Origin of the sequence: Exiguobacterium sp. TNDT2 (genome assembly GCF_003331145.1) — a bacterium.
Classification (GTDB): domain Bacteria; phylum Bacillota; class Bacilli; order Exiguobacteriales; family Exiguobacteriaceae; genus Exiguobacterium.
The window spans coordinates 63,768-84,046 of the sequence record NZ_QLVE01000023.1 but is presented as its reverse complement, the minus strand read 5'-3'; the positions used below and the strand labels follow the sequence as shown (position 1 = coordinate 84,046).

Annotated in this window: 17 protein-coding genes and 1 riboswitch; of the genes, 6 read left to right on the top strand and 11 right to left on the bottom strand. The window is 51.9% G+C overall.

All coding sequences use genetic code 11. The annotated features are described in order from the left end of the window. Positions 1–207: 207 nt before the first annotated feature. Together bcp and DPV68_RS11480 are read right to left on the bottom strand one after the other, a co-directional pair. Positions 208–645 carry a thioredoxin-dependent thiol peroxidase gene (gene bcp / locus DPV68_RS11485; RefSeq protein ID WP_114166947.1) on the bottom strand — a complete coding sequence of 146 codons (438 nt, stop codon included), beginning with the start codon at positions 643–645 and terminating at the stop codon, positions 208–210. A 12-nt stretch (positions 646–657) separates the two neighbouring features. After that, on the bottom strand, positions 658–1,473 hold the full coding sequence (locus DPV68_RS11480) for a nuclear transport factor 2 family protein (RefSeq protein ID WP_114166946.1): 816 nt from the start codon (positions 1,471–1,473) through the stop codon (positions 658–660). Positions 1,474–1,645: 172 nt separating this feature from the next. Here DPV68_RS11480 and pruA point away from each other — a divergent pair, with 172 nt between their 5' ends. After that, positions 1,646–3,190 (top strand): L-glutamate gamma-semialdehyde dehydrogenase, encoded by a 1,545-nt coding sequence (pruA, locus tag DPV68_RS11475; protein ID WP_114166945.1) that lies wholly within the window; start codon positions 1,646–1,648, stop codon positions 3,188–3,190. 85 nt (positions 3,191–3,275) lie between these two features. Here pruA and DPV68_RS11470 read toward each other — a convergent pair whose 3' ends face one another. The 7 genes from DPV68_RS11470 to DPV68_RS11440 form a co-directional block, all read right to left on the bottom strand. After that, positions 3,276–4,370, bottom strand: coding sequence for an HD-GYP domain-containing protein (locus tag DPV68_RS11470; RefSeq protein ID WP_114166944.1), 1,095 nt, complete (start codon positions 4,368–4,370; stop codon positions 3,276–3,278). Then, positions 4,363–6,318 carry a GAF domain-containing hybrid sensor histidine kinase/response regulator gene (locus DPV68_RS11465; RefSeq protein ID WP_198662299.1) on the bottom strand — a complete coding sequence of 652 codons (1,956 nt, stop codon included), beginning with the start codon at positions 6,316–6,318 and terminating at the stop codon, positions 4,363–4,365. The genes DPV68_RS11470 and DPV68_RS11465 overlap by 8 nt, the downstream gene beginning before the upstream one ends. 251 nt (positions 6,319–6,569) lie before the next feature. Continuing rightward, positions 6,570–7,034, bottom strand: coding sequence for a 6,7-dimethyl-8-ribityllumazine synthase (gene ribH, locus DPV68_RS11460; protein ID WP_114166942.1), 465 nt, complete (start codon positions 7,032–7,034; stop codon positions 6,570–6,572). After that, positions 7,031–8,215, bottom strand: coding sequence for a 3,4-dihydroxy-2-butanone-4-phosphate synthase (ribB, locus tag DPV68_RS11455; RefSeq protein WP_114166941.1), 1,185 nt, complete (start codon positions 8,213–8,215; stop codon positions 7,031–7,033). The genes ribH and ribB overlap by 4 nt, the downstream gene beginning before the upstream one ends. Beyond that, positions 8,215–8,856 carry a riboflavin synthase gene (gene ribE / locus DPV68_RS11450; RefSeq protein ID WP_114166940.1) on the bottom strand — a complete coding sequence of 214 codons (642 nt, stop codon included), beginning with the start codon at positions 8,854–8,856 and terminating at the stop codon, positions 8,215–8,217. The genes ribB and ribE overlap by 1 nt, the downstream gene beginning before the upstream one ends. After that, positions 8,837–9,916, bottom strand: coding sequence for a bifunctional diaminohydroxyphosphoribosylaminopyrimidine deaminase/5-amino-6-(5-phosphoribosylamino)uracil reductase RibD (gene ribD / locus DPV68_RS11445; protein ID WP_114166939.1), 1,080 nt, complete (start codon positions 9,914–9,916; stop codon positions 8,837–8,839). Before ribD ends, ribE begins: the two co-directional genes overlap by 20 nt. 152 nt (positions 9,917–10,068) lie before the next feature. After that, positions 10,069–10,211, bottom strand: a riboswitch (FMN riboswitch). 93 nt (positions 10,212–10,304) lie between these two features. Further along, the gene (locus DPV68_RS11440) at positions 10,305–11,117 is read right to left on the bottom strand and encodes an undecaprenyl-diphosphate phosphatase (protein ID WP_114166938.1); all 813 of its coding nucleotides are present in this window, start codon (positions 11,115–11,117) and stop codon (positions 10,305–10,307) included. A 451-nt stretch (positions 11,118–11,568) separates the two neighbouring features. Here DPV68_RS11440 and DPV68_RS11435 point away from each other — a divergent pair, with 451 nt between their 5' ends. Further along, positions 11,569–12,210 carry a homing endonuclease associated repeat-containing protein gene (locus DPV68_RS11435; RefSeq protein WP_232819620.1) on the top strand — a complete coding sequence of 214 codons (642 nt, stop codon included), beginning with the start codon at positions 11,569–11,571 and terminating at the stop codon, positions 12,208–12,210. Between the two features lie 46 nt (positions 12,211–12,256). Here the strand turns inward: DPV68_RS11435 and DPV68_RS11430 are convergent, their stop codons facing one another. Next, a complete protein-coding gene (locus DPV68_RS11430) occupies positions 12,257–13,936 on the bottom strand; it encodes a GGDEF domain-containing protein (RefSeq protein WP_114166936.1) in 1,680 nt (559 codons plus the stop codon). Between the two features lie 119 nt (positions 13,937–14,055). Then, the gene (locus DPV68_RS11425) at positions 14,056–14,886 is read right to left on the bottom strand and encodes a DegV family protein (RefSeq protein ID WP_114166935.1); all 831 of its coding nucleotides are present in this window, start codon (positions 14,884–14,886) and stop codon (positions 14,056–14,058) included. 169 nt (positions 14,887–15,055) lie between these two features. On the opposite strand from DPV68_RS11425, the gene DPV68_RS11420 reads away from it, so the two are divergent. The 4 genes from DPV68_RS11420 (at position 15,056) to DPV68_RS11405 (ending at position 20,275) form a co-directional block, all read left to right on the top strand. Beyond that, a complete protein-coding gene (locus tag DPV68_RS11420; RefSeq protein ID WP_114166934.1) occupies positions 15,056–15,754 on the top strand; it encodes an ABC transporter ATP-binding protein in 699 nt (232 codons plus the stop codon). Positions 15,755–15,759: 5 nt separating this feature from the next. Beyond that, positions 15,760–18,081, top strand: coding sequence for an ABC transporter permease (locus DPV68_RS11415; RefSeq protein ID WP_114166933.1), 2,322 nt, complete (start codon positions 15,760–15,762; stop codon positions 18,079–18,081). An 86-nt stretch (positions 18,082–18,167) separates the two neighbouring features. Continuing rightward, entirely contained in the window at positions 18,168–18,896 is a 729-nt protein-coding gene (locus DPV68_RS11410) for a DUF4261 domain-containing protein (protein WP_232819619.1), read from the top strand. A gap of 104 nt (positions 18,897–19,000) precedes the next feature. Further along, a complete protein-coding gene (locus DPV68_RS11405) occupies positions 19,001–20,275 on the top strand; it encodes an RNA-binding domain-containing protein (protein ID WP_114166931.1) in 1,275 nt (424 codons plus the stop codon). Positions 20,276–20,279 lie beyond the last annotated feature (4 nt).

Sequence of the window (20,279 nt, the reverse complement as noted above, 5' to 3'; positions counted from 1 at the left end):
TGTTCTTCACCATTCCTTCATATTTTTCAGAACATTCTCAAATTCGTCAAGGTGACGGGGCATCTATTTCCTCTGTTACCGTGTAATATTTTTGTAATATATCTCTTTAACGCTTTGTACGACCTTAATTTTGATTTTAGTATTTGAAATAAAACTGTAATGACCATCCCATAAAAAAAACGGCTCCCATGAGGAAGCCGTCCTGTCTCATTTTGTGAGCGCCGCGACGACCTCGTCGACGTGCCCGTTCACTTTCACGCTGCGCCATTCCTGTTCGATATAGCCGTCCTCGTTGATGAGGAACGTCGAACGGACGATGCCGTAGTACTCTTTGCCGTAGTTCTTCTTCAATTGCCAGACGCCGTATAGCTCCGACACCTCATGCGTGTCGTCGACGAGCAAGTCGAACGGCAACTCATGTTTGGCGATAAAGTTTTGGTGCTTCTTCTGGCTGTCTGCCGAGATGCCGATGACGACGGCCCCGTTCATCTTCGGCGCGGCGTCGCGGAAGTCACATGCCTCGGTCGTACAGCCCGGCGTCGCGTCCTTCGGGTAAAAGTAGAGGACGACTTTCTGACCACGATAGTCCTCGAGTGAAATCATGTCCCCATTTTGGTTCGGTAATGTGAATGTCGGTGCTAACATATCGTTTCCCCCTTATCCGAACGACGGGTCGACGAGGTTCTCGTCATAGCCGTCGATCGCTTGTTCAAGCTTTTTCTTGAGCGGTTCGAGCACCTCGAGATACTCGACCGGGTCTTCCGTTGCGGCGGCCTTTTTAAGTGCCGCCTCATTATCGGTATACCACGTCCGGTACGCCTCGAAGTACTCGGCCATCGTGTCTTGATTCTCCGGCACGGTGAGCGTCTCCGCCATGAGCAAGAAGACGTTATTGTCGGCCTCGAGCGCGACGTAGTCGGTCTGGGCGTTCACTTGGTCATAAATCGGACCGGCCTCGTCTTCCGGCACATCGGCGAGACGGGCGTTCGCTTCTGGGTTCACCCCGTACTCGTTCGCCTCGATGCCCGTCAACATGTTGCCGACCTCGCCGATCACGTCGGCCGGGATGAGGGCCGGTGTGACGACGAGCTTCCAGTCCACACCGTCTTTGATGGCGACTTTCGAAAGCCGGTTCGGCAGTTCATTGCCATCCGCATCCTCCATCTCGTGGACGATAAAGGCGACATCTCCGTCCTCGTTCACCCAGCTCTCGTACATGTCGCCCGGCGTGAGGTCACGCATCTCGGCTCCGGTTGCCGGGATGTCGGTCAACTCGCCCGCATAGTCGATGGCTTTGAGCGCTTCCGCATCCCCGGTTTCGAGTGCTTGTTGGTATGACGTATACAACGTCTCGACCGCTTCCGGGAGCGGCGCTTTCGTCTCTTCGGCGGCCTGTTCCATCGGCGCTTCGTCCGCCGTCCCGCATCCCGCAAGCAGGGCGGTGAGGGCGAGCGGCAATATCCACTGTTTCATCGAATCATTCCCTTCGTAAGTCGTCCTGTACATTCATCCTACCACGACTCGATTTCGAGCGAAAACGACACGCTTTTCTGGAAAATTGTTTCACTAGGATTTCACGAAGATTTTCGATACAATACAGACGTAAGCGCTTAACTGCTTGATCACTTTTTAAGGGGGAACGAGAATGATTCCATACAAACATGAACCATTCACAGACTTTACAAACAAAGAGAATGCCGCAGCCATCCAAGCGGCAATCGAGAAAGTGAACGGGGAGCTCGGGAAAGACTATCCGCTCGTAATCGGTGGGGAGAAAGTGACGACGGAAGACAAAATCACGTCTTACAACCCAGCTAACAAAGAAGAAGTCATCGGACACGTCTCGAAAGCGAACCAAGAGCTCGCGGAACGGGCGATGCAAGAAGCGCTCACAGCGTTCGACTCATGGCGTCATGTCGACCCGGCCGTCCGTGCCGACGTCTTGTTCAAAGCGGCGAACATCGTCCGTAAGCGCAAGCACGAGTTCTCAGCTTACCTCGTCAAAGAGGCAGGCAAACCTTGGAACGAGGCGGACGCGGATACAGCGGAAGCGATTGACTTCATGGAATATTATGCACGTCAAATGCTCGAGCTCAAACCAGGTAAAAAAGTCGAGAGCCGTCCGGGCGAATATAACCGCTATGACTACATCCCACTCGGGGTCGGGATCGTCATCAGCCCTTGGAACTTCCCGTTCGCGATCATGGCAGGGACGGCCGTTGCGGCCATCGTCGCTGGTAACACGATTCTCTTGAAACCAGCATCGACGACACCGATCGTCGCTGCGAAATTCGTCGAGGTCATGGAAGAAGCAGGTCTTCCGAAAGGTGTCCTCAACTTCATCCCAGGGCCAGGCGCAGAAGTCGGTGACTATCTCGTCGACCATCCGAAGACACGCTTTATCAGCTTCACGGGTTCACGTGACGTCGGCTTGCGCATCAACGAGCGTGCCTCGAAATTGAACGACGGCCAAATCTGGCTCAAACGCGTCATCGCAGAGATGGGCGGAAAAGATACGATCGTCGTCGACGAATCAGCGGACCTCGAACTCGCGGCCCAGTCGATCGTCAAATCGGCGTTCGGTTTCTCAGGTCAAAAATGTTCGGCTTGTTCGCGCGCCGTCATCGTCGACAGCGTCTATGACACGGTGCTCGACCGCGTCGTCGAATTGACGAACGAACTCTCGGTCGGTAACACTGAGCAGAACGAACACTTCATGGGTCCGGTCATCGATGCGGCCGCGTTCAAGAAAATCACGTCATACTTCGACGTCGCCAAAGAAGAAGGCAAAATCGTCGCCGGCGGTAAAGCTGACGACTCGACAGGCTACTTCATCGAGCCGACGGTCGTCGCTGACGTCGACCCGAAAGCACGTCTCATGCAAGAAGAAATCTTTGGACCGATCGTCGCCTTCACGAAATCGAAAGACTTCAAAGAAGCGATCGACATCGCCAACAACACGGAGTACGGCTTGACGGGTGCCGTCCTCACGCGTGACCGCTCGAACCAAGAGTACGCGCGTCAGAACTTCCACGTCGGGAACTTGTATTTCAATCGTGGTTGCACTGGCGCCATCGTCGGTTATCAGCCATTCGGTGGATTTAACATGTCTGGTACAGACTCAAAAGCAGGTGGACCGGATTACCTCCAGCTCCACATGCAAGCGAAAACGACGTCTGAGACGTTCTAATCTATCAGCCCGGCTCATATGAGTCGGGTTTTTGTCTGGAATAGGGGATCTATGAAGGACGAAGCCGTCGCGCTTCTTGCCCCAATCAAATGGTAAACGGGGTCTGAGCGTTACGCTCTACCTGCCCCGCCTCGTAAATGGAATCAAACACAGTGGAGAAAAGCAGATCGTGATTTAAAAACAGATTGAACAAGTGAGGATCGAACGCACCTTCCATTTGACCCATGATTTTCAATGTCTCTACATGTGAATAAGCGGGTTTATATGGCCGCATAGTTCGTAACGCATCATATACATCGACGATGCTTACAATTCGCGCCGCAAGCGGAATTGCTTCTTCAGATAGACCATGGACATAACCTTGCCCATCCCATCTCTCGTGATGATAGAGCGCGATGTCCATCGCCATCTGGGTAAAGGAATTTTCCGGAAATTGCCGATGGAGCTCTCCAAGCACTTCGCCCCCGGCTCGAACATGTTCTTTCATGAGTTGCCATTCCTCTTCAGTAAGCCTACCTTGTTTTAACAAGATTGAATCCGGGACGGAAATCTTTCCAATGTCATGTAGCGGTGCTGCCAGACGAATCGCTTCGACGAACATTGGATTAACTTGTGCACTCGATTCCGTTAAAAGAAGCTCCGCCAAACTTGTCGCGAGCGCTTGTACTCTTTCAATATGATTACCGGTATCGTTATCGCGCAAACCAGATAAGCGGAGTAACGTCTTGACTAGCCCCTCCTGATACTCGTGTAACTGTTTGTCTTTTTCTTCTAGATTGTACGAGAATCGTTCGCGTTCATTCACATGTTTTAATTGAGCGTTCAGACGTAGCAATACTTCTTCTGGGTGAATCGGTTTCGTAATGTAATCTTGCCCTCCCACTTCAAAAGCACGCACTTTATCATACGACTCGGTCAGCGCACTTAGAAAGATGACAGGGATATTTGGATTATATCGTCTCCGAAGAATCTCACAGACTTCATATCCGTTCATATCAGGCATCATGATGTCCAATAAAATCAAGTCGGGTTGCACTCGTTCCATCGCCTGTAACATCAATTTACCGTTCGGGTAAACACGTACGTGGTAATCGGCCTGATGTAAAATGTCGTATAACAGCCGTAAATTGGCCGGTGTGTCATCGACTACAAACACGATTCGTTTTTTGGCTTCACACATCAGCTTCCCCCCTTAACGCTTGATGAAGCAGACGATTTGCGAGCTCGTAATCAAATTGATCAATCGCTTCCCATATCGGTTGTAAATGAGGTGTCTCCATCCGGTAATCGCTCACCAAGTGTTCAATCGTTTCCACATCCCCTTCTTGAATGGCTGTGTACACGTCGGACAACATCGCTTGTGAATCCACGATGATGGTATTTCGGTGCCGATGCATGACCTCGAACAATTGGTTTGGATGAAATGGCTTCGAAATGAACGCACTTGCGCCTGACACAAAGGCTTTTTGGCGATCTTCGTCGAACGCGTTGGCCGATATGATAATGATTGGTGGACAATTAACATGCGATTTGAGTCGAGTAGCTACTTCGATTCCATCTAGATCAGGCAACCGAACGTCCAATAAGATCATATCGTAGTGCTCTGTTCGAACTTTTTCGAGCGCAACGTTGCCTAAAGAAGTCAAACTGACTTTGCAGCCAACCGCTTCGAGTAGTTCTTGTAAAATATCTTGTTGGGCTGGCGTATCCTCGACGACTAGGACGTGCATGTTTGAAAATCGAACGTCCGTCCATGTCTCCGACTCTGAATTGACGGTCTCCACTCTCTCATTCTGTTCGAGCGGGAGAGTGAATGTAAACCGACTACCGTGTCCAACGCTACTCTCCACTTGAAGATCGCCTCCAAGCAATGTAGCGTATTGCTTGCTGATTGGAAGCCCTAAACCGGTGCCCTGCTGTTGGTCGGTATACTTTTTTTGATAAAACGGTTCGAACAGTAGCTCCAGTTCTTGCCCTTCGATTCCCCGACCGGTATCTGTGATGATGAAACAAAGTTGACTGGCGGAAACCGAGACCTTGATTCGGATCCTTCCTCGGTCCGTAAACTTCAACGCATTATGAATGAGATTGATTAAGATTTGTTTCACTTTCGTCGGGTCACTCCCGATCTGATTTGGAACACATTGGTCGACTTCAACCAATAGCTCGATACCTTTTTGATACGCCATCATTTCGAACATACGATACAGATCCTCGATCATGACAGGAAGTGAGATGTTTTGTTTCACGATCTGTACATATCCCGATTCGATTTTTGACATATCTAAAATTTCATTAATGAGCATCAGTAAATGTTCGCCATTTTGGAGAATGTCTTCGACACGTCGTTTATTTTTTTGATCTAATCCTTCTTGTTTGAGTAAATGGGAAAATCCAAGAATCACATTTAACGGGGTCCGAATTTCATGGCTCATATTGGAGAGAAATTCACTTTTGGCAATGTTGGCCCGTTCCGCTTCTTGCTTCGCGACAATCAATTGCTGGTGAATCATTTCACGTTGCGCTTCAACCCGGTGACGTTCGACTGCCCCGAGAAGTGCATTACTAAAATCTTTTAGTACGTTTTGCTCATGTTTCGAATACGTCCGTTCTTGCATGACTGAATCGAATCCAACGAAACCATGACAGTGATTCCCGCTCATCATCGGAACGGCGAGAAGACTTTGAACCTGTTGAGGCTCGAGAATTTGCCGGATCCCACTTTCAACGGGTAATGCTTGGACTCGAGGAATGTACATCGATTCGCCTTTTATATGGGTATTTACCCATTCAGGAAGCGCACCTAATGGGACGTTCTGTAAATTATCCAACTCGGACGAGACACCTGGTGCACACCATTCAAATGTATTGTGACAAAGTTTCTTTTCGAAATCATAATCAAATACATACACCCGATCCGCTTGAAAGTAACGTCCTAGTTCTTCCAAAGAATGATTCACCCGCTCCGAGAAATCGTCCAACGATGTAGTTAAAAAACGATTGAGTAACAAAGACACCAAATGATGCAATTCTTCTTGCTTCCGTAACTCATTTTCCAGTGCCGTAATGACGTGCCTCATCCAAATCCCTCCATCATTCTCATATATATATAAGTATCGGTTATTCAATAGGATTTTTGAGTCTTTTTAACTATTTTTCACTAGGTATAAATAACTAAAAACAAACTTCACGGATTTCGCTTCACGTTCGATGGCGGGCACGTCCATCGATCATCCTGACACGACCGTCTCCATAGCATTTCTTTATGTTAATGTCGGACAGAGCTCCTCAATCCCTTCACACACATAAAAAAGAAGAACCAAATTGCGATATGCGATTTGGTCCTTCAACAACCTGAGAAGCGATAGTCGCTCTTTTTTTAAAATTGCTTCATCAAATTCGCCATCTCGATGGCCGCCGTCGCCGCTTCCCAACCTTTGTTCCCGGCTTTCGTCCCGGCCCGCTCGATCGCTTGCTCGATCGTCTCGGTCGTCAAGACGCCGAAGATGACCGGTACTTCTGACTGGTAACTCGCCTGGGCGACACCTTTCGCCGCTTCGCTACAGACGTAGTCGAAGTGTGGTGTCGCCCCACGGATGACGGCACCGAGTGTGATGACGGCATCATACTTCTTGCTCATCGCCATCTTCTTGGCGACGAGCGGAAGTTCGAACGCTCCCGGGACGAACGCGAGCTCGACGTCGTCTTGTTCGACACCGTGACGCTTGAGCGCATCTTTCGCTCCGTCGAGCAAGCGCATCGTGATGAGATCATTGAACCGTCCGACGACGATTCCGACTTTCAAGCCTTTTCCGACCAAGTTTCCTTCAAATGTATGCATCATGATTCTTCTCCTCCAAAGTGATTCATTTTTTGTTGTTTCGTCATTCGGTACTTCTCGTTCGCCGCATGGGCACCGACGTGTATCGGGACACGTTCGATGACCGTGATCCCGCATGCTTCCAAGGCGTCGACTTTTTCCGGGTTATTCGTCATGAGCCGGACGTTCGTGACGCCGAGGTCCCGTAGCATCGCCGCACTGACTCGGTAATCGCGTAAATCGGCGTGCAGACCGAGGGCGACGTTCGCCTCGACCGTATCCAGCCCTTGTTCTTGGAGTTCGTACGCCTTTAACTTGTTGAGGAGACCGATGCCGCGCCCTTCTTGTCGCATGTACAAGATGACACCGCCTTCGGCTTCCACTTTCGCCATCGCGGTATTAAGTTGCGGCCCGCAGTCGCAACGATGGGACCCGAACACGTCGCCGGTCAGGCACTCGGAATGGATGCGGACGAGCGGTGCATGTTCGAGCTCACCTTTCAGGAGTGCGACGTGTTCTTCCCGGTCGAGGACGTTCCGATAGCCGATCAATCGGAAGTCCCCGTTCACCGAGGGGAGCGATACGTCCGCCTCTCGGCTGACGAGGTCCGTCTCCATATAGCGGACGAGCGCCTCGATCGTGATGAACTTTAAATCATGCGCTTCTGCGACGCGTTCAAGGTCCGGCACCCGGGCCATCTCACCGTCCGGACGGATGATCTCACAGATGACAGCGACCGGCTCACTGCCGGCGAGTCGCGCCAAATCGACCGACGCTTCCGTATGTCCGCGCCGGACCGAGACGCCACCTTTTTTCGCGATGAGCGGGAAGATATGTCCCGGACGTTGGAAATCGGCCGGACGGGCGTTGATGTTCGCGAGCTCGCGCACCGTATGGGCCCGTTCGCTCGCCGAGATGCCCGTCGTCGAATCGACGTGATCGACGCTGACCGTGAACGCCGTCCCGTGCGGATCGGTGCTGTTCGCGACCATCGGCTGCAAGTCGAGCCGGACGGCCACTTCTTCGGCAAGGGCGGCACAGACGAGCCCTTTCCCTTCCGTGATGAGGAAGTTCATCGTCTCAGCCGTCATTTTGTCCGCGAGGACGACGAAGTCTCCTTCGTTCTCCCGGTCCTCATCGTCGACGACGATGATCGGTCGTCCCGTCAACAGATCTTCGACCGCTTCTTCAATCGTGTGGAACATTACCATCCCGCCTTTCCATATCCTTGTGACGCCAATGATTCAAGCGTCATCGGTTTTTGACTTACGAGTTTTTCCATATATTTAGCCAACATGTCACATTCCAAATTGACCGCGTCTCCTGCCTGCTTCATCCCGAGCACCGTCTCACTGTACGTATGCGGGATGAGCGACAACGTGAATCCGCGTTCCGTCACATCAAACACCGTCAAGCTCGTCCCGTCGACCGAAATCGAACCTTTCGGGACGATATAACGAAGGAGCGATGGCTCACAGCTGATATCGACATAGACGGCGTTCGCGAGCGACCGTTTTTTGACGATGCGCCCGACGCCGTCGACGTGACCCGAGACGAAATGGCCGCCGAACCGTCCGTTCGCGGGCATGGCCCGCTCCAAGTTGACGTTCGTGCCGGGGCGGACCCTGTCAAGACTCGACGCCTTGAGCGTCTCCGGCATGACGTCGACCGAGAAGCTGTCACGGTCGAACGTCGTCACCGTGAGACAGATGCCGTTGACGGAGATGCTGTCACCGAGCTTCACGTCTTCTAGCACGATTTTTCCGCTGAGCGTGAGCCGGAGCGACAGACCATTTCGTTTTACTGCTTTCACACTGCCGATTTCTTCAACGATTCCCGTGAACATCGGACTCCCCCTTTCGCATGATGAGTTTGATGTCGGTGCCGACCGTCTCGACCGATTGCACGTCATACCGATGGACCGCATCGAGTGGACCGTCATGATGCGAGCGGTAGAATCCGCCCTTGCCGCCGAATACGCGTGGCGACTGATACATGACCCACTCATCGACGAACTGTCCGTCTAAGAGTGAAGTGACGAGCGTCGGTCCCGCTTCGACGAGCAGACGGCCGATGCCGCGTGCGTAGACGTCTTGTAGGACAGCGTCGAGCGACGTGTAGTCGGCGACATCGACGCCATTTGCTGCCAACGCGTCCCGCTTCGCTCGGTCGTCCGACGTCGTGTACAGAAGCACCGGTACATCGTTCGCTGTCCGGACGAGCTGGCTCGAGAGCGGCGTGCGCAACTCACGGTCGAGCACGATCCGGAGTGGTTGTGTCGTCTCGCGGTCGAGCCGGACGGTGAGCGCCGGATCATCGGCGAGGACGGTTCCGACACCGGTCAAGACGGCGTCGACCGTCGACCGCAGTTCATGGACGTCCCGTCTCGCTTCCGGCCCCGTCACCCACTTGCTGTCCCCGTGATCGAGCGCGACTTTACCATCGAGGCTCGTCGCCGTCTTCAAGATGACGTAAGGCCGTTTCGTCTCGAGCGAACGCAAGAACGCCACATTGAGCGCCCGCGCTTCGCCTTCGAGCAACCCGACCTCGACGTCAATCCCGGCCGTTTTCAAACGCTTGATGCCGCGTCCTGAAACGAGCGGATTCGGGTCTTCCATCGCGATGACGGCACGTTTGATGCCGGACTCAACAAGCAAATCGGCACACGGCGGTGTCTTCCCGTGATGCGAGCACGGTTCGAGCGTGACGTACATCGTCGCACCGTAGGCGGCAGCACCGGCCATACGGATGGCGTGCACCTCGGCATGTGCTTCCCCTGCCTTCAAATGGGCGCCGAACCCGACGACCCGGCCGTCCTTGACGACGACGGCGCCGACGCGCGGATTGATGCCGGTCGATGAGGCGGATTTGGCCAATTGGATGGCTTGTTGCATGTACTGATTCATAATCTCCCTCCTTGTTTCGCACAAACAAAAAGACCTCAAGGAATGATCCTCAAGGTCTCGGTGGGAGGTGTCGGTCGTCACTTGGGCAAGCCAAATAAACGTTTTCTTTACAGAAAAACGTACGACGAACTACAGGTCGCGTGGACCTGTCATGTTTCCTTCTCCCATCCAGACTATACTGTCGGCTCTAGAATCGCACTAGATCCACCGTTCGCACACGTGCGCCCGGGTCACGGACTTAAGGCTCGCGCCCATCACCGCCGGTTGGGACTTTCACCCGACCCCGAAGGAATATTTGTTTGTACGTTTACACTTTAGCGCAAAAATAAGTGGATGGCAAAATGAAATGTGCAAAAGGCGCTACTCGTGTGAGCAGCGCCTTTTGGAATCAAGCTAAAAATAAGACGACGAGGAGACCGACAATCCAGCAATAGAACGAGAAATATTTGAGCTCGCCTTTTGCCATGATGTGCTGGAACCATTTGAGCGAGATGGCCGTGAGCGCGTACGAGGCGATGAACGCCAAGAGGAGCGGTCCGAACAGCTCGCGCGTTTCCGGATTCGTGAACAGTGCCGGTCCATCTAAAATCATCGTCCCGAGACTGACCGGGATGAACAAGAAGAACGAGAAACGGAGGGCCGACTCTTGCTTGATGCCGAGGAGCATCGCCATGACGATCGTCGCACCGGAGCGGCTGATCCCCGGGATGAGCGCGACCGCTTGGGCAAGACCGATCAAGATGGCGTCACGGAGTGTGATGCCGCCGTCACCTTTGTTCCCGCGCATGTTGCGGATGAACCAGAGCGCGAGCCCGGTCAAGATGAGCGTATAGCCGACCGTCGCGACACCACCGAGCGTCTCTCCGATCCAATCACCGAACAAGACACCGAGCACACCGGCAGGTACGGTCGCAACGAGCAAGAGCCCGATAAACTTGACATCAATCATCGTCTCGTCGCGGCGATCTTTTTTAAACAAGAACGTCCACAGACTGACGATGAGACGGACGACGTCTTTCCGATAAATCGTCAAGACGGCGAGAAGCGATGCGAAGTTGACGAAAATCTCGAACGACAGTCCTGGCAGTTCAATCTTGAATAATTCCTGAAAAATGACCAAGTGACCGCTCGATGAGATTGGAATCGGCTCAGTGAACCCTTGAATCAAACCGAGCAATAAGTAGAACACCCATATTGTCATATCGTAAAATCCTCTTTTCTTATAAACATCAATTTCATTATTTTAGCAGACCGTCTGTTACACTGACCACCCTTTCAAAAAAAATCATTATTTTTCGAAACTTTCATTGATTAGTCTGAAAATTAAATTTATTATAGAAGAGTACTCAACCGGTCCGACGGTGATGACCCCATTGGACGGTTGGGTACTTTTTTGTACATAAAATGACAATTGGGTCCAAATGAAAGTTTTTATTTACAATTGAATCCATTTAATATTAAATTTGTAATGGAGCAATTACCGTTTTTCCAAATTTATTACTAGACCTTAGACCTAGCTTCGTTCACATTCGAGACAAAAAACTTAAAAAATCTACTTATAAATTTTAATAACTGTCCGATAGTATGATTGTAGAAGCAATTTCGTCATCTTTGTCGGTTCAGATATGAGTCCATGGAAGGAGGAACCATCATTGAGTCAAACGTTATCCACTAAATCCCACCACTTGTCTACCGAGCAACAGAGGATGATTCACTGTATCCGTCTACTCGGCGACTTGTTGAAGGAACGTCCACGTCGATCTGTGTACCGTCGCTTCGCGATGGAACAAAGCTGGCCATCTCCCGAGTCGATTATTCGACAATTCGGATCGTGGGCCGAGGCGCTCGCGATTGCCGGCTTCGAATGGCATGGAGAGGCGCCTGTTGACCTTCCTGATAAAATGCCGAAGTACACGCGTGAAGATATCATTGAAACGCTTGCGCTTTACTCACGTGACATGGGATCGATTATCACGCTCAAAAAATATCAGGAATGGCGCAAGCTTCATCCGAAAGCACCGAGTCATTATCATATCGTCAAGACGTTCGGTTCATGGCATGATGCCTGTGCCGAAGCGGGACTTGAGGCGAGTGTGACCTATTCGAAATCCGAGCTCTCGAACGCGCTTCGTGAAGCCATTCACGAGATGGGATTCTCTCTTTCCTTCGAGGCCTACCGAGAGTGGGCCAAACGGAACAACAAACCATCTACAAAAGCCATTCTTCATCGGTACGGTTCTTGGTCGGCTGCGATTCATGCGGTCGAATCAGATATTTTCAAGCAGAAATTATAATCTCTTCATTCATAAGGAGGACACCGTTGACCGGTGTCCTCCTTTATTAAATCCGTTCCGTCGATGTATCACGGTAATGCGCGACACGGTCGCGTCCGTTGAACTTCGCACCGACATACATCGCCCGGTCAGCGTGACGAAGCAATGTATCCAAATCCTCGTACTCGTGGATGGTCTCGATGCCGATACTCGCCGTCACCTGAACCCGAAGCCCTTCCGAACCGAATGGATGGACACGGAGCGTTTGTCGGATTTTTTCTCCCATTTTGATGGAATCGGCCTCGTCCATACGCGGAAAGACGAAGACGAACTCTTCGCCGCCATAACGGGTGACAAGGTCGCCGCTCCGTACGAGACGATTAAACAGCGCCCCCGCCTCAATCAAGACGTCATCCCCGAACGCATGGCCGTACGTATCGTTAATCGCTTTAAAATGATCAAGGTCAATCAAGAACATCGATAGCGGATACGACGCGACATCATTCAATCGTTCCTTCGTCCATCGTTTGAGCGCTCGCTGGTTCGGCAACCCCGTCATCGGGTCGGTCAAACTCTCATGTTGGAGCCGGTTCCGCTCGTCGATTCGTTCAAGCGACCAGGACAACGTTTTCAAGAGTCGATAAATTTCGACAGCGATCGCACTTTCATACGCTCCGTTCGCCGTGGTGGAAATCATACAACTGACCGCGTTCGTCGTGCTCGACACCGGTTGAACGACAAGCGCTGAATGATGGAACTCGGTTTGGTGCGCTTGTAGGTCGGGGTGCCATTCATGGAGCGAGTCATAGATGAAAAATGGCTCTTCTGCATCACGGTGCCGTTCAAGCGTATCGGCATCCGCGACCGGTTCGATGATTCGGCCGCTCATGTCGTAAAAGGTTTGATTGACGGTTCGGTCGACCTGCAGCCAACCACGCTCGAGCTCAACGACTTCCCGCAGCCCGTTCCAAAACTTCTCGATGAGTAGTTGCTCGTTGTCGACCCGATAAAGCTGCTCTTTCAAGCGTTCGACTTGGTCAATCTTGGACTGTGTCTCCTCGGTCTCCGTTACTTTAGACAGACTCATTTTAAGAAGGGACAAGAGGAGAAACGTCGCCATCAACCCCGTATAATCGAACAGTTGGAACGCTTCAATGGCGACCATCGTGAATAACAGTTCAAGCGAGATGACGAGCCAATCAAATCGGAGCAGACGCCACATGATCGGGAGTGGAATCCGTTCCCCAATCAAGAACCGCGAGAGAAGGAAGCTGAATCCGAGGACGAGGAACAAGACGGCGAAGAAGCCGAGCAGCGCCGTCCCCTGTTCAAGCAGATGGACGTTCGGTCCAATCTCCCCGCCGAGCCACAAATAGACAAGTCCCGGCAATACGAGTAACATCGCCTCGATCAACGTATTGAGCGGATAGAAATGCAAAAAGCGCCGACGTCCGACCTTGTTCGTGAACGTCCGGACCTGAAACGTGAGTAAAAGGAGTTGTCCCATCAATAAGGCAGGGAGCAGTCCGTACAGGAAAAACGTCATGAAAACGAACATCTCGTGGAACGTGAAGTGCAGATGCCGCCGCTTGAGCGGGTTCATGACGAACAAGGCACCGAGCGTGAAGATGAACCAAAATAACGACCAATCGAACGTGCCGATATCGAGCCATATGTAAGCGAGGATTCCCATGAAGACGAGCGACCACGAGAACCAGCTTCTGATAAGGTATTTCCGAAATCGCATCGTCTCCCCCCTTTTCATGATCATTCCTACATAGTATGAAGGGTTTTGGTGAAAGATTCCAGTCGTGGTTTGAAAGTTGTGACAATAAAAAAACCGTGACATGAGTCACGGCCCGCCCATCATTTTGCTTTCAAGAACGAGATGCCGATCGAACCCGATCCCGTATGCGCCCCAAGGAGCGGTGCAAGCGTGTCGACCCGAATCTGAATATCGTCACCGAGCTCCCGTTTCCACGATTCGGCAAGCTCCGGAACGTTCCCATGGAAGATGGAGACGTCTTTGCACTCACCCGAGGCGATGGCTTCACGGAGCGCTTCGAACAAATGAGCTTGTGCCTTCTTATACGTCCGGACCGTCTGATACGGGACGATCAGGCCGTCTTCGAAACGAAGCACCGGCTTTAACTGCAACATGTTGCCGATGAGCGCTTTTGATTTCGAGATGCGCCCGCCTTTTTGCATTTGCGTCAAGTTTTGAATCGTCAACTCGATGCGGACGTCCTCGACGCGCTCTTTCATATACACCTCGACATCGTCGAGCGCGTCTCCGCGTTCGACGCGTTCAATCAACTCCTCGAGCAATAGCCCCATCGTATAGATGCCAGCCCGGGAATCGATGGCCCGCAGTTTGAACTCGGCGATTTCCGCACCTTGGACGGATGCTGAATACGTGCCACTCAAGTCAGATGACAAGTGGATGGCGATGCCCATGTCGTATTCTTGTTTCAATTCTTCATACAAGGTGACGAAGTCGCCGATGGCCGGTTGGCTCGTAGAGACGCGCTCACCGGCATCGATCCATTCATACACGGTCTCCGCATTGACCTCGACGCCGTCTTTATATGGCTCGTCCCCTTTGACGACGTAGAGCGGGACGATGTGGATGTCCGGATGTTGCTGAATCGAGTCTGGAAGGACAATCGTGCTGTCCGTAATGTAAGCAATTTTCATGATGTGGCCTCTCCTTCAATCAATGTTAGTACCTGGTAATATTATTTTATCACAATCCAAGCGGTTTCACTATTTTTTCAAATCCGAACTTCCCTTGAAGTTTCACATATTCCCGTCCACATCTTGTTTGAAACGGGTAAAAGATAGCACGGACAAAGGAGGAATCCACATGATTCATATCGAGCACGTCAGTAAAGTCTACAAGACCGGGGCGATTGAGACTGCGGCGCTGAGAGACATCGAGTTGACGATCAACGACGGGGCTTTCGTCGTCATTCTCGGTCCGAGTGGGAGCGGTAAGAGCACGCTGTTGAACGTCATCAGCGGCCTCGACACGGTGACGTCCGGAACAATCACGTTCGGTGACACCGTCTTGACGGACTTATCGTCTGAACAGATGACAGCGTTTCGACGCAATCATCTCGGCTTCATCTTTCAACAATATAATCTGCTCCAAAATTTGACCGTCTACGAGAACGTTCAAATCGGCGCCGATCTATCCACCGACCCGCTCCCCATCGAAGAGTTGTTAGACCAGGTCGGGCTAGCGGCCGCCCGTGACAAGTATCCGTACCAACTGTCAGGCGGCGAGCAACAACGTGTCTCCATCGCCCGAAGTCTCGCCAAAAATCCGTCCATTCTCTTTTGTGACGAACCGACGGGGTCGCTCGATGAAGACAATTCAAAACGCGTGCTCGAACTGCTCGAGCGCTTGAACGAGACATACAACAAGACGGTCGTCGTCATCACGCACAACACGGGCATCAGCGAGATGGCCGACGACGTCATCAAGATGAACTCGGGACGGATTGTCGAATACACACATAACCCGAGCCGAAAAGCCGCTCGCGACATCCATTGGGGGTGAGACAGATGCTGTATAAAAATGTATGGAAGACACTCGCTGGGAAGTGGATGCAACTCCTCGCCATCGCCGTCATCATCGTCATGAGCTCGCTCACGTACACGATGATGTTTTACGGCATCAGCGGCATCGAAGTACCGACCGAGGAGTACCTCGCCTCCTCGAACCAAGAAGACTTCGCCGTCGAGATGCTGAACCGGGTCACGGAAGAAGAGGCGGCACTGCCAGAGTTGGCAGATTTCGTCGCTTCTGGCCGCTATACGCTCTCGGAGTTGAGACAAGTCGATGAGGCGGCGTTCGATGACTTGATCGCGGCCCGCATCGACGCCGTCGAGGGCGAGATGGAAGATGCGACGCTTGAGCTGCGCGCCTCAAAACTGTTCAATTATCCGTTCGGCTCGAGCGAACACCGCGGGCTCGTCTTAAAAGAAGCGGACACGATCAACACGTCCTATCTCGAGGCGGGCAAGCGGCCCGAGCGCGACGACGAGGTCGCCATCAATGCGAAATACGCGGAGAAGAACGAAATTGAGATTGGTGACACGATTGACCTTGGCACGCCGTTCACGGTGAGTGGGTTCGTCTTGTTCCCGGACTACACGCTCCCGCTGTTTGATGAGAACTTCTTCAACTTGGACCCCGGCACGCAGACGCTCCTTTTGATGACGGACGCCGCCTACGACGAGGTCGTTGGAACGGAGTCGTTCCGGCTCGCCGGTGTCAGCGACGGGACGGTCGTGACGGACATCGAGCTCCCGTTCGTCATCTCGGTCATGGAGACGGAGAACATCATGCGCAGCGGCGCCATCTATAGCGAGATTTCGTCCGGTAAGGCGATGGCGCTCGGCTTGAGCCTGTTCATCGTCTCAATCGCCGTCATCATCGTCGCCATTTTAATCTCGAACATGCTCGAGGCCGAACGCGGGCAAATCGGCCTCTTGAAAGCGATTGGCTACAACCGCCGGCAAATCGCGCTCCCGTATCTGATTTTCATCTTGCTGTTCGCGACGCTCATGCTTATCATCGGTTATTTCCTCGGTCTCTACTTCGCCGAGCCGCTCAAAAATCTGTATCTCGATTTTTATCTGTTGCCGTCGATTACCATCGCCCAGAGCCCGCTCGTGTTTCTCACGGCCGTCTTCGCCCCGCTCCTATTCTTCGCGCTCGTCGCCGGGTCCGTCATTTATAAAATCATGGGCGAGAGCGCCCTCGCCTTGCTGTCGCCTCGAGACAACGTCTCGCTGAACCGGCTGAGCCGCATCGTCAGCCGTCTGCTCCGGAACGCGCGCGGCAAGACGAAATTCAAATATTTATATGCCGTCAAAAGCACGGGCAGTTTCATCATCTTCTTTTTCGGCATCCTGTTCTCGACGCTCCTCATCGTCTTCGCCTTGATGATGAACGGGGCCGTCGACCAGATGACGGTCGGCGAGTTGAATGAGGCCGACTATGAATATGAGGCGTACACGACGACGCAACCCGCGCTTCGTGACGGACAAGAGCCGTTCCTCACTTACCCGTTCGCCTTCGTCGAAGACAAGCTCGTCACGTTGAAAGGGCTTGATGAGACGAATACGCTCTATCGTCTCACCAACGCGGACGGAGATAACTTGACGCCCGCCTCAGACGAGGTCATCGTGAACGCCTCGCTCGCCTTGAAGCTCGGCCTTGAGGCCGGGGACACGATTGACATCGAACTCGACAATGAGACGTTGTCGTACAAAATCCGCGGCATCGCCGACGAGTACGCGGGCGACGTCGTCTATCTGCCTCGGGCGACGCTCAGCGAACAATTGTCGGGCGGGACGACACGTGACTTGTTCAACGGGATTTATGCGACCGAACGGCCGGATGAGACGTACTATCCGACGGTCATCTCCCGAAGCGGACTGATCGAGCAGACCCAGTCCATCAACGAATACATGAACTTGATGATGAACGTCATGATCGGCGGCTCTGCGTTGATCGCCTTCAGCATCCTGTTCGTCTTGATCGCGCTCACGGTCGAGAAAAACTATTATGTCATCTCACTCTTGAAAGTGATGGGCTATGACCGGAGCGAGGTCCGGTCGATGATTCTCAATAGCTACTTCATCTATGGGCTCGTGTCGGCACTGCTCAGCATCCCGATCGCCCTCATCATTTTGCGGGTCATCATCGTCGTGTTCGCGGAAGACTATGGCCTCGTCCTGCCGCTCGAATTCGAGTGGGTATACGTGTTATACACGCTCGGTGCGGTGACGCTCCTCTTCTTCACAAGCACGTTCATCAGCCGCCGTAAAATCGATCAAATCCCGCTCCAAGAAGTCTTGAAGACGTATCAAGAATAATTTTTCGCCAAATAGGGCATAATAAGAGAAGAGACCGGGCCTCTCCCTGTGAGGGGCCTGATTATTTGAAGAAGAGGATGATTCTTATGAACCGTACACAAGTGTTGCTCGCCATCCCAGGAAACTGGTCATCGGCCGAGGCAGTCAGCGAACAAATCAGTTTACATAGCGAAGGCTACACGATGGCCGGCCTGTTACTGTTAGAAGACGAGACCGGGAAAGCGTTCACGGTCGAAGTCATCGAGCGCGACCCGGCGCTCGCCGAAGCGATGATTCATGCCAGCTCGAGCGGTTTCACGCCGAAAATCGCGAAAGGGCTTGCCCGCCATACGCACATCGTCTATTTGATCGTCGACGTCAATGACGTGTCAGACATCGCGGCGGCGCGCCGTGCAGCCAACGCCATCTTGAACGCCGGCGGACTCGGCGTCATGGTCGAAACGGCCGGTGTCGCCTATTCGAAAGACGAGTGGCAGGAGTCGAAAGAAGAAGACCTCGCTCTCGACTACTCGCTCTTGACGGCCATCACGGAAGAAGAAGACGCCTACGTCTCGTGGGGCATGAAAGCGTTCGGTCATGCCGACGTCGCCGTACCGGCCACACTCGAAATCGAAGACGCGATTCACGTCGTCCACTCGTTCAACTTCCACCTCATCTCGGGTGGCTCGATGTTCGGAGACGGAGACAGCTTCACGTTCGAGGACGGCAAGACGTTCACGGTCGAGATGGGTGAAGACGAGCGGACGTCGATCGACAACTTGCTCCATAACCCGTTCGGTTTGATTTACCTTGTCCCACAGACAACTGAAGGTTGAACATAGTGATCGATTCGGACTCCCGTCCAAATCGATTTTTTTGATTAATCGATTATAATCGATTATAATTTATCTATACAAATAATAGATTAGAGGTGCATCACATGAAAGAGTCGCCTACGGTTGAGTTCAAGCGAGAACTTACAGACGCTGTCGTTCACGAAGTGATTGCGTTCGCCAACACGCAAGGTGGTGTTCTTTATATCGGTATAGAAGATGATGGTACCGTCCTCGGTGTCCCTAACGCACGTAAACAACTCGAAGCAGTATCAAACAAGCTACATGATAACATTCAACCAAATATTCTAGTCCATTTATATTTAGAAGTGATTGAGCTCGACAAAAAAGAGGTCATAAAAATAACTGTGGCCCGCGGAACGAGACGCCCTTATCATCTGAAGAGAAAAGGCATGAAATCGTCGGGTGTTTTCATTCGGTACGGTACGTCTGTCACAAATGCATCGGAAGAAAATATTCGTCAAATGATTATCGAATCAGATGGGACGAACTTTGAAACGATGCGTAGTTTGAAACAGGAACTGACTTTCGAGGAAGCTTCTCACTTTTTTGCTCAAACGAACATCAAGTTTGGTGTCGAGCAACAACGTACACTTGGCCTGATGACAGATGATGGCTATTACACAAATTTAGGTCTCCTTCTTTCTGACCAATGCGAACACTCAATCAAATGCGCCCGCTATTTAGGGAACGACAAGCTTGAATTTCAAGATCGTAAAGAATTTAGCGGCTCCATTCTCGCACAAGTCGAATCGGTCTATGAATACCTTAGTCTGAACAATGCCACGTCAGCACGCTTCGTCGGTCTAAAACGGATCGAGACCGAAAGTTATCCTAGTCCTGCTTTGCGAGAAGCTCTTGTAAACGCCGTTACACATCGCGATTATAATTTTAGCGGTAGCGCCTTGATTCATTTATTCCAAAACCGAATCGAAATTGTCTCGGTGGGTGGACTTGTAAAGGGCTTAACGATTGAGGATATCAATTTAGGCATTTCTCAGAGTCGTAATTCAAGGCTGGCCAATGTATTGTATCGTCTGAAATGGATTGAAAGTTACGGTACCGGGTTACAACGAATCAAAGAAAGCTACAAAGAAAGTCTCGAACGACCATTCTGGACTACGAGTCCGAACGCCTTTGTCGTGACGTTGCCTAAACAACAGCTAACGACACCTGACTCTGACGAAAACAAACTCGAACAATGGCTTAGTCAACAGTCCGAATTCACGACAAGAGAACTCGAAGCCTATTTGAATAAAAGCAAAGGGACCGTCCGAAAACTGATCGAACAGTTGATTGCCGAACGAAAAGTGATTCGTGTCGGAAACGGGCCAACGACGCGCTACCGTACGTTAAACTAAACAA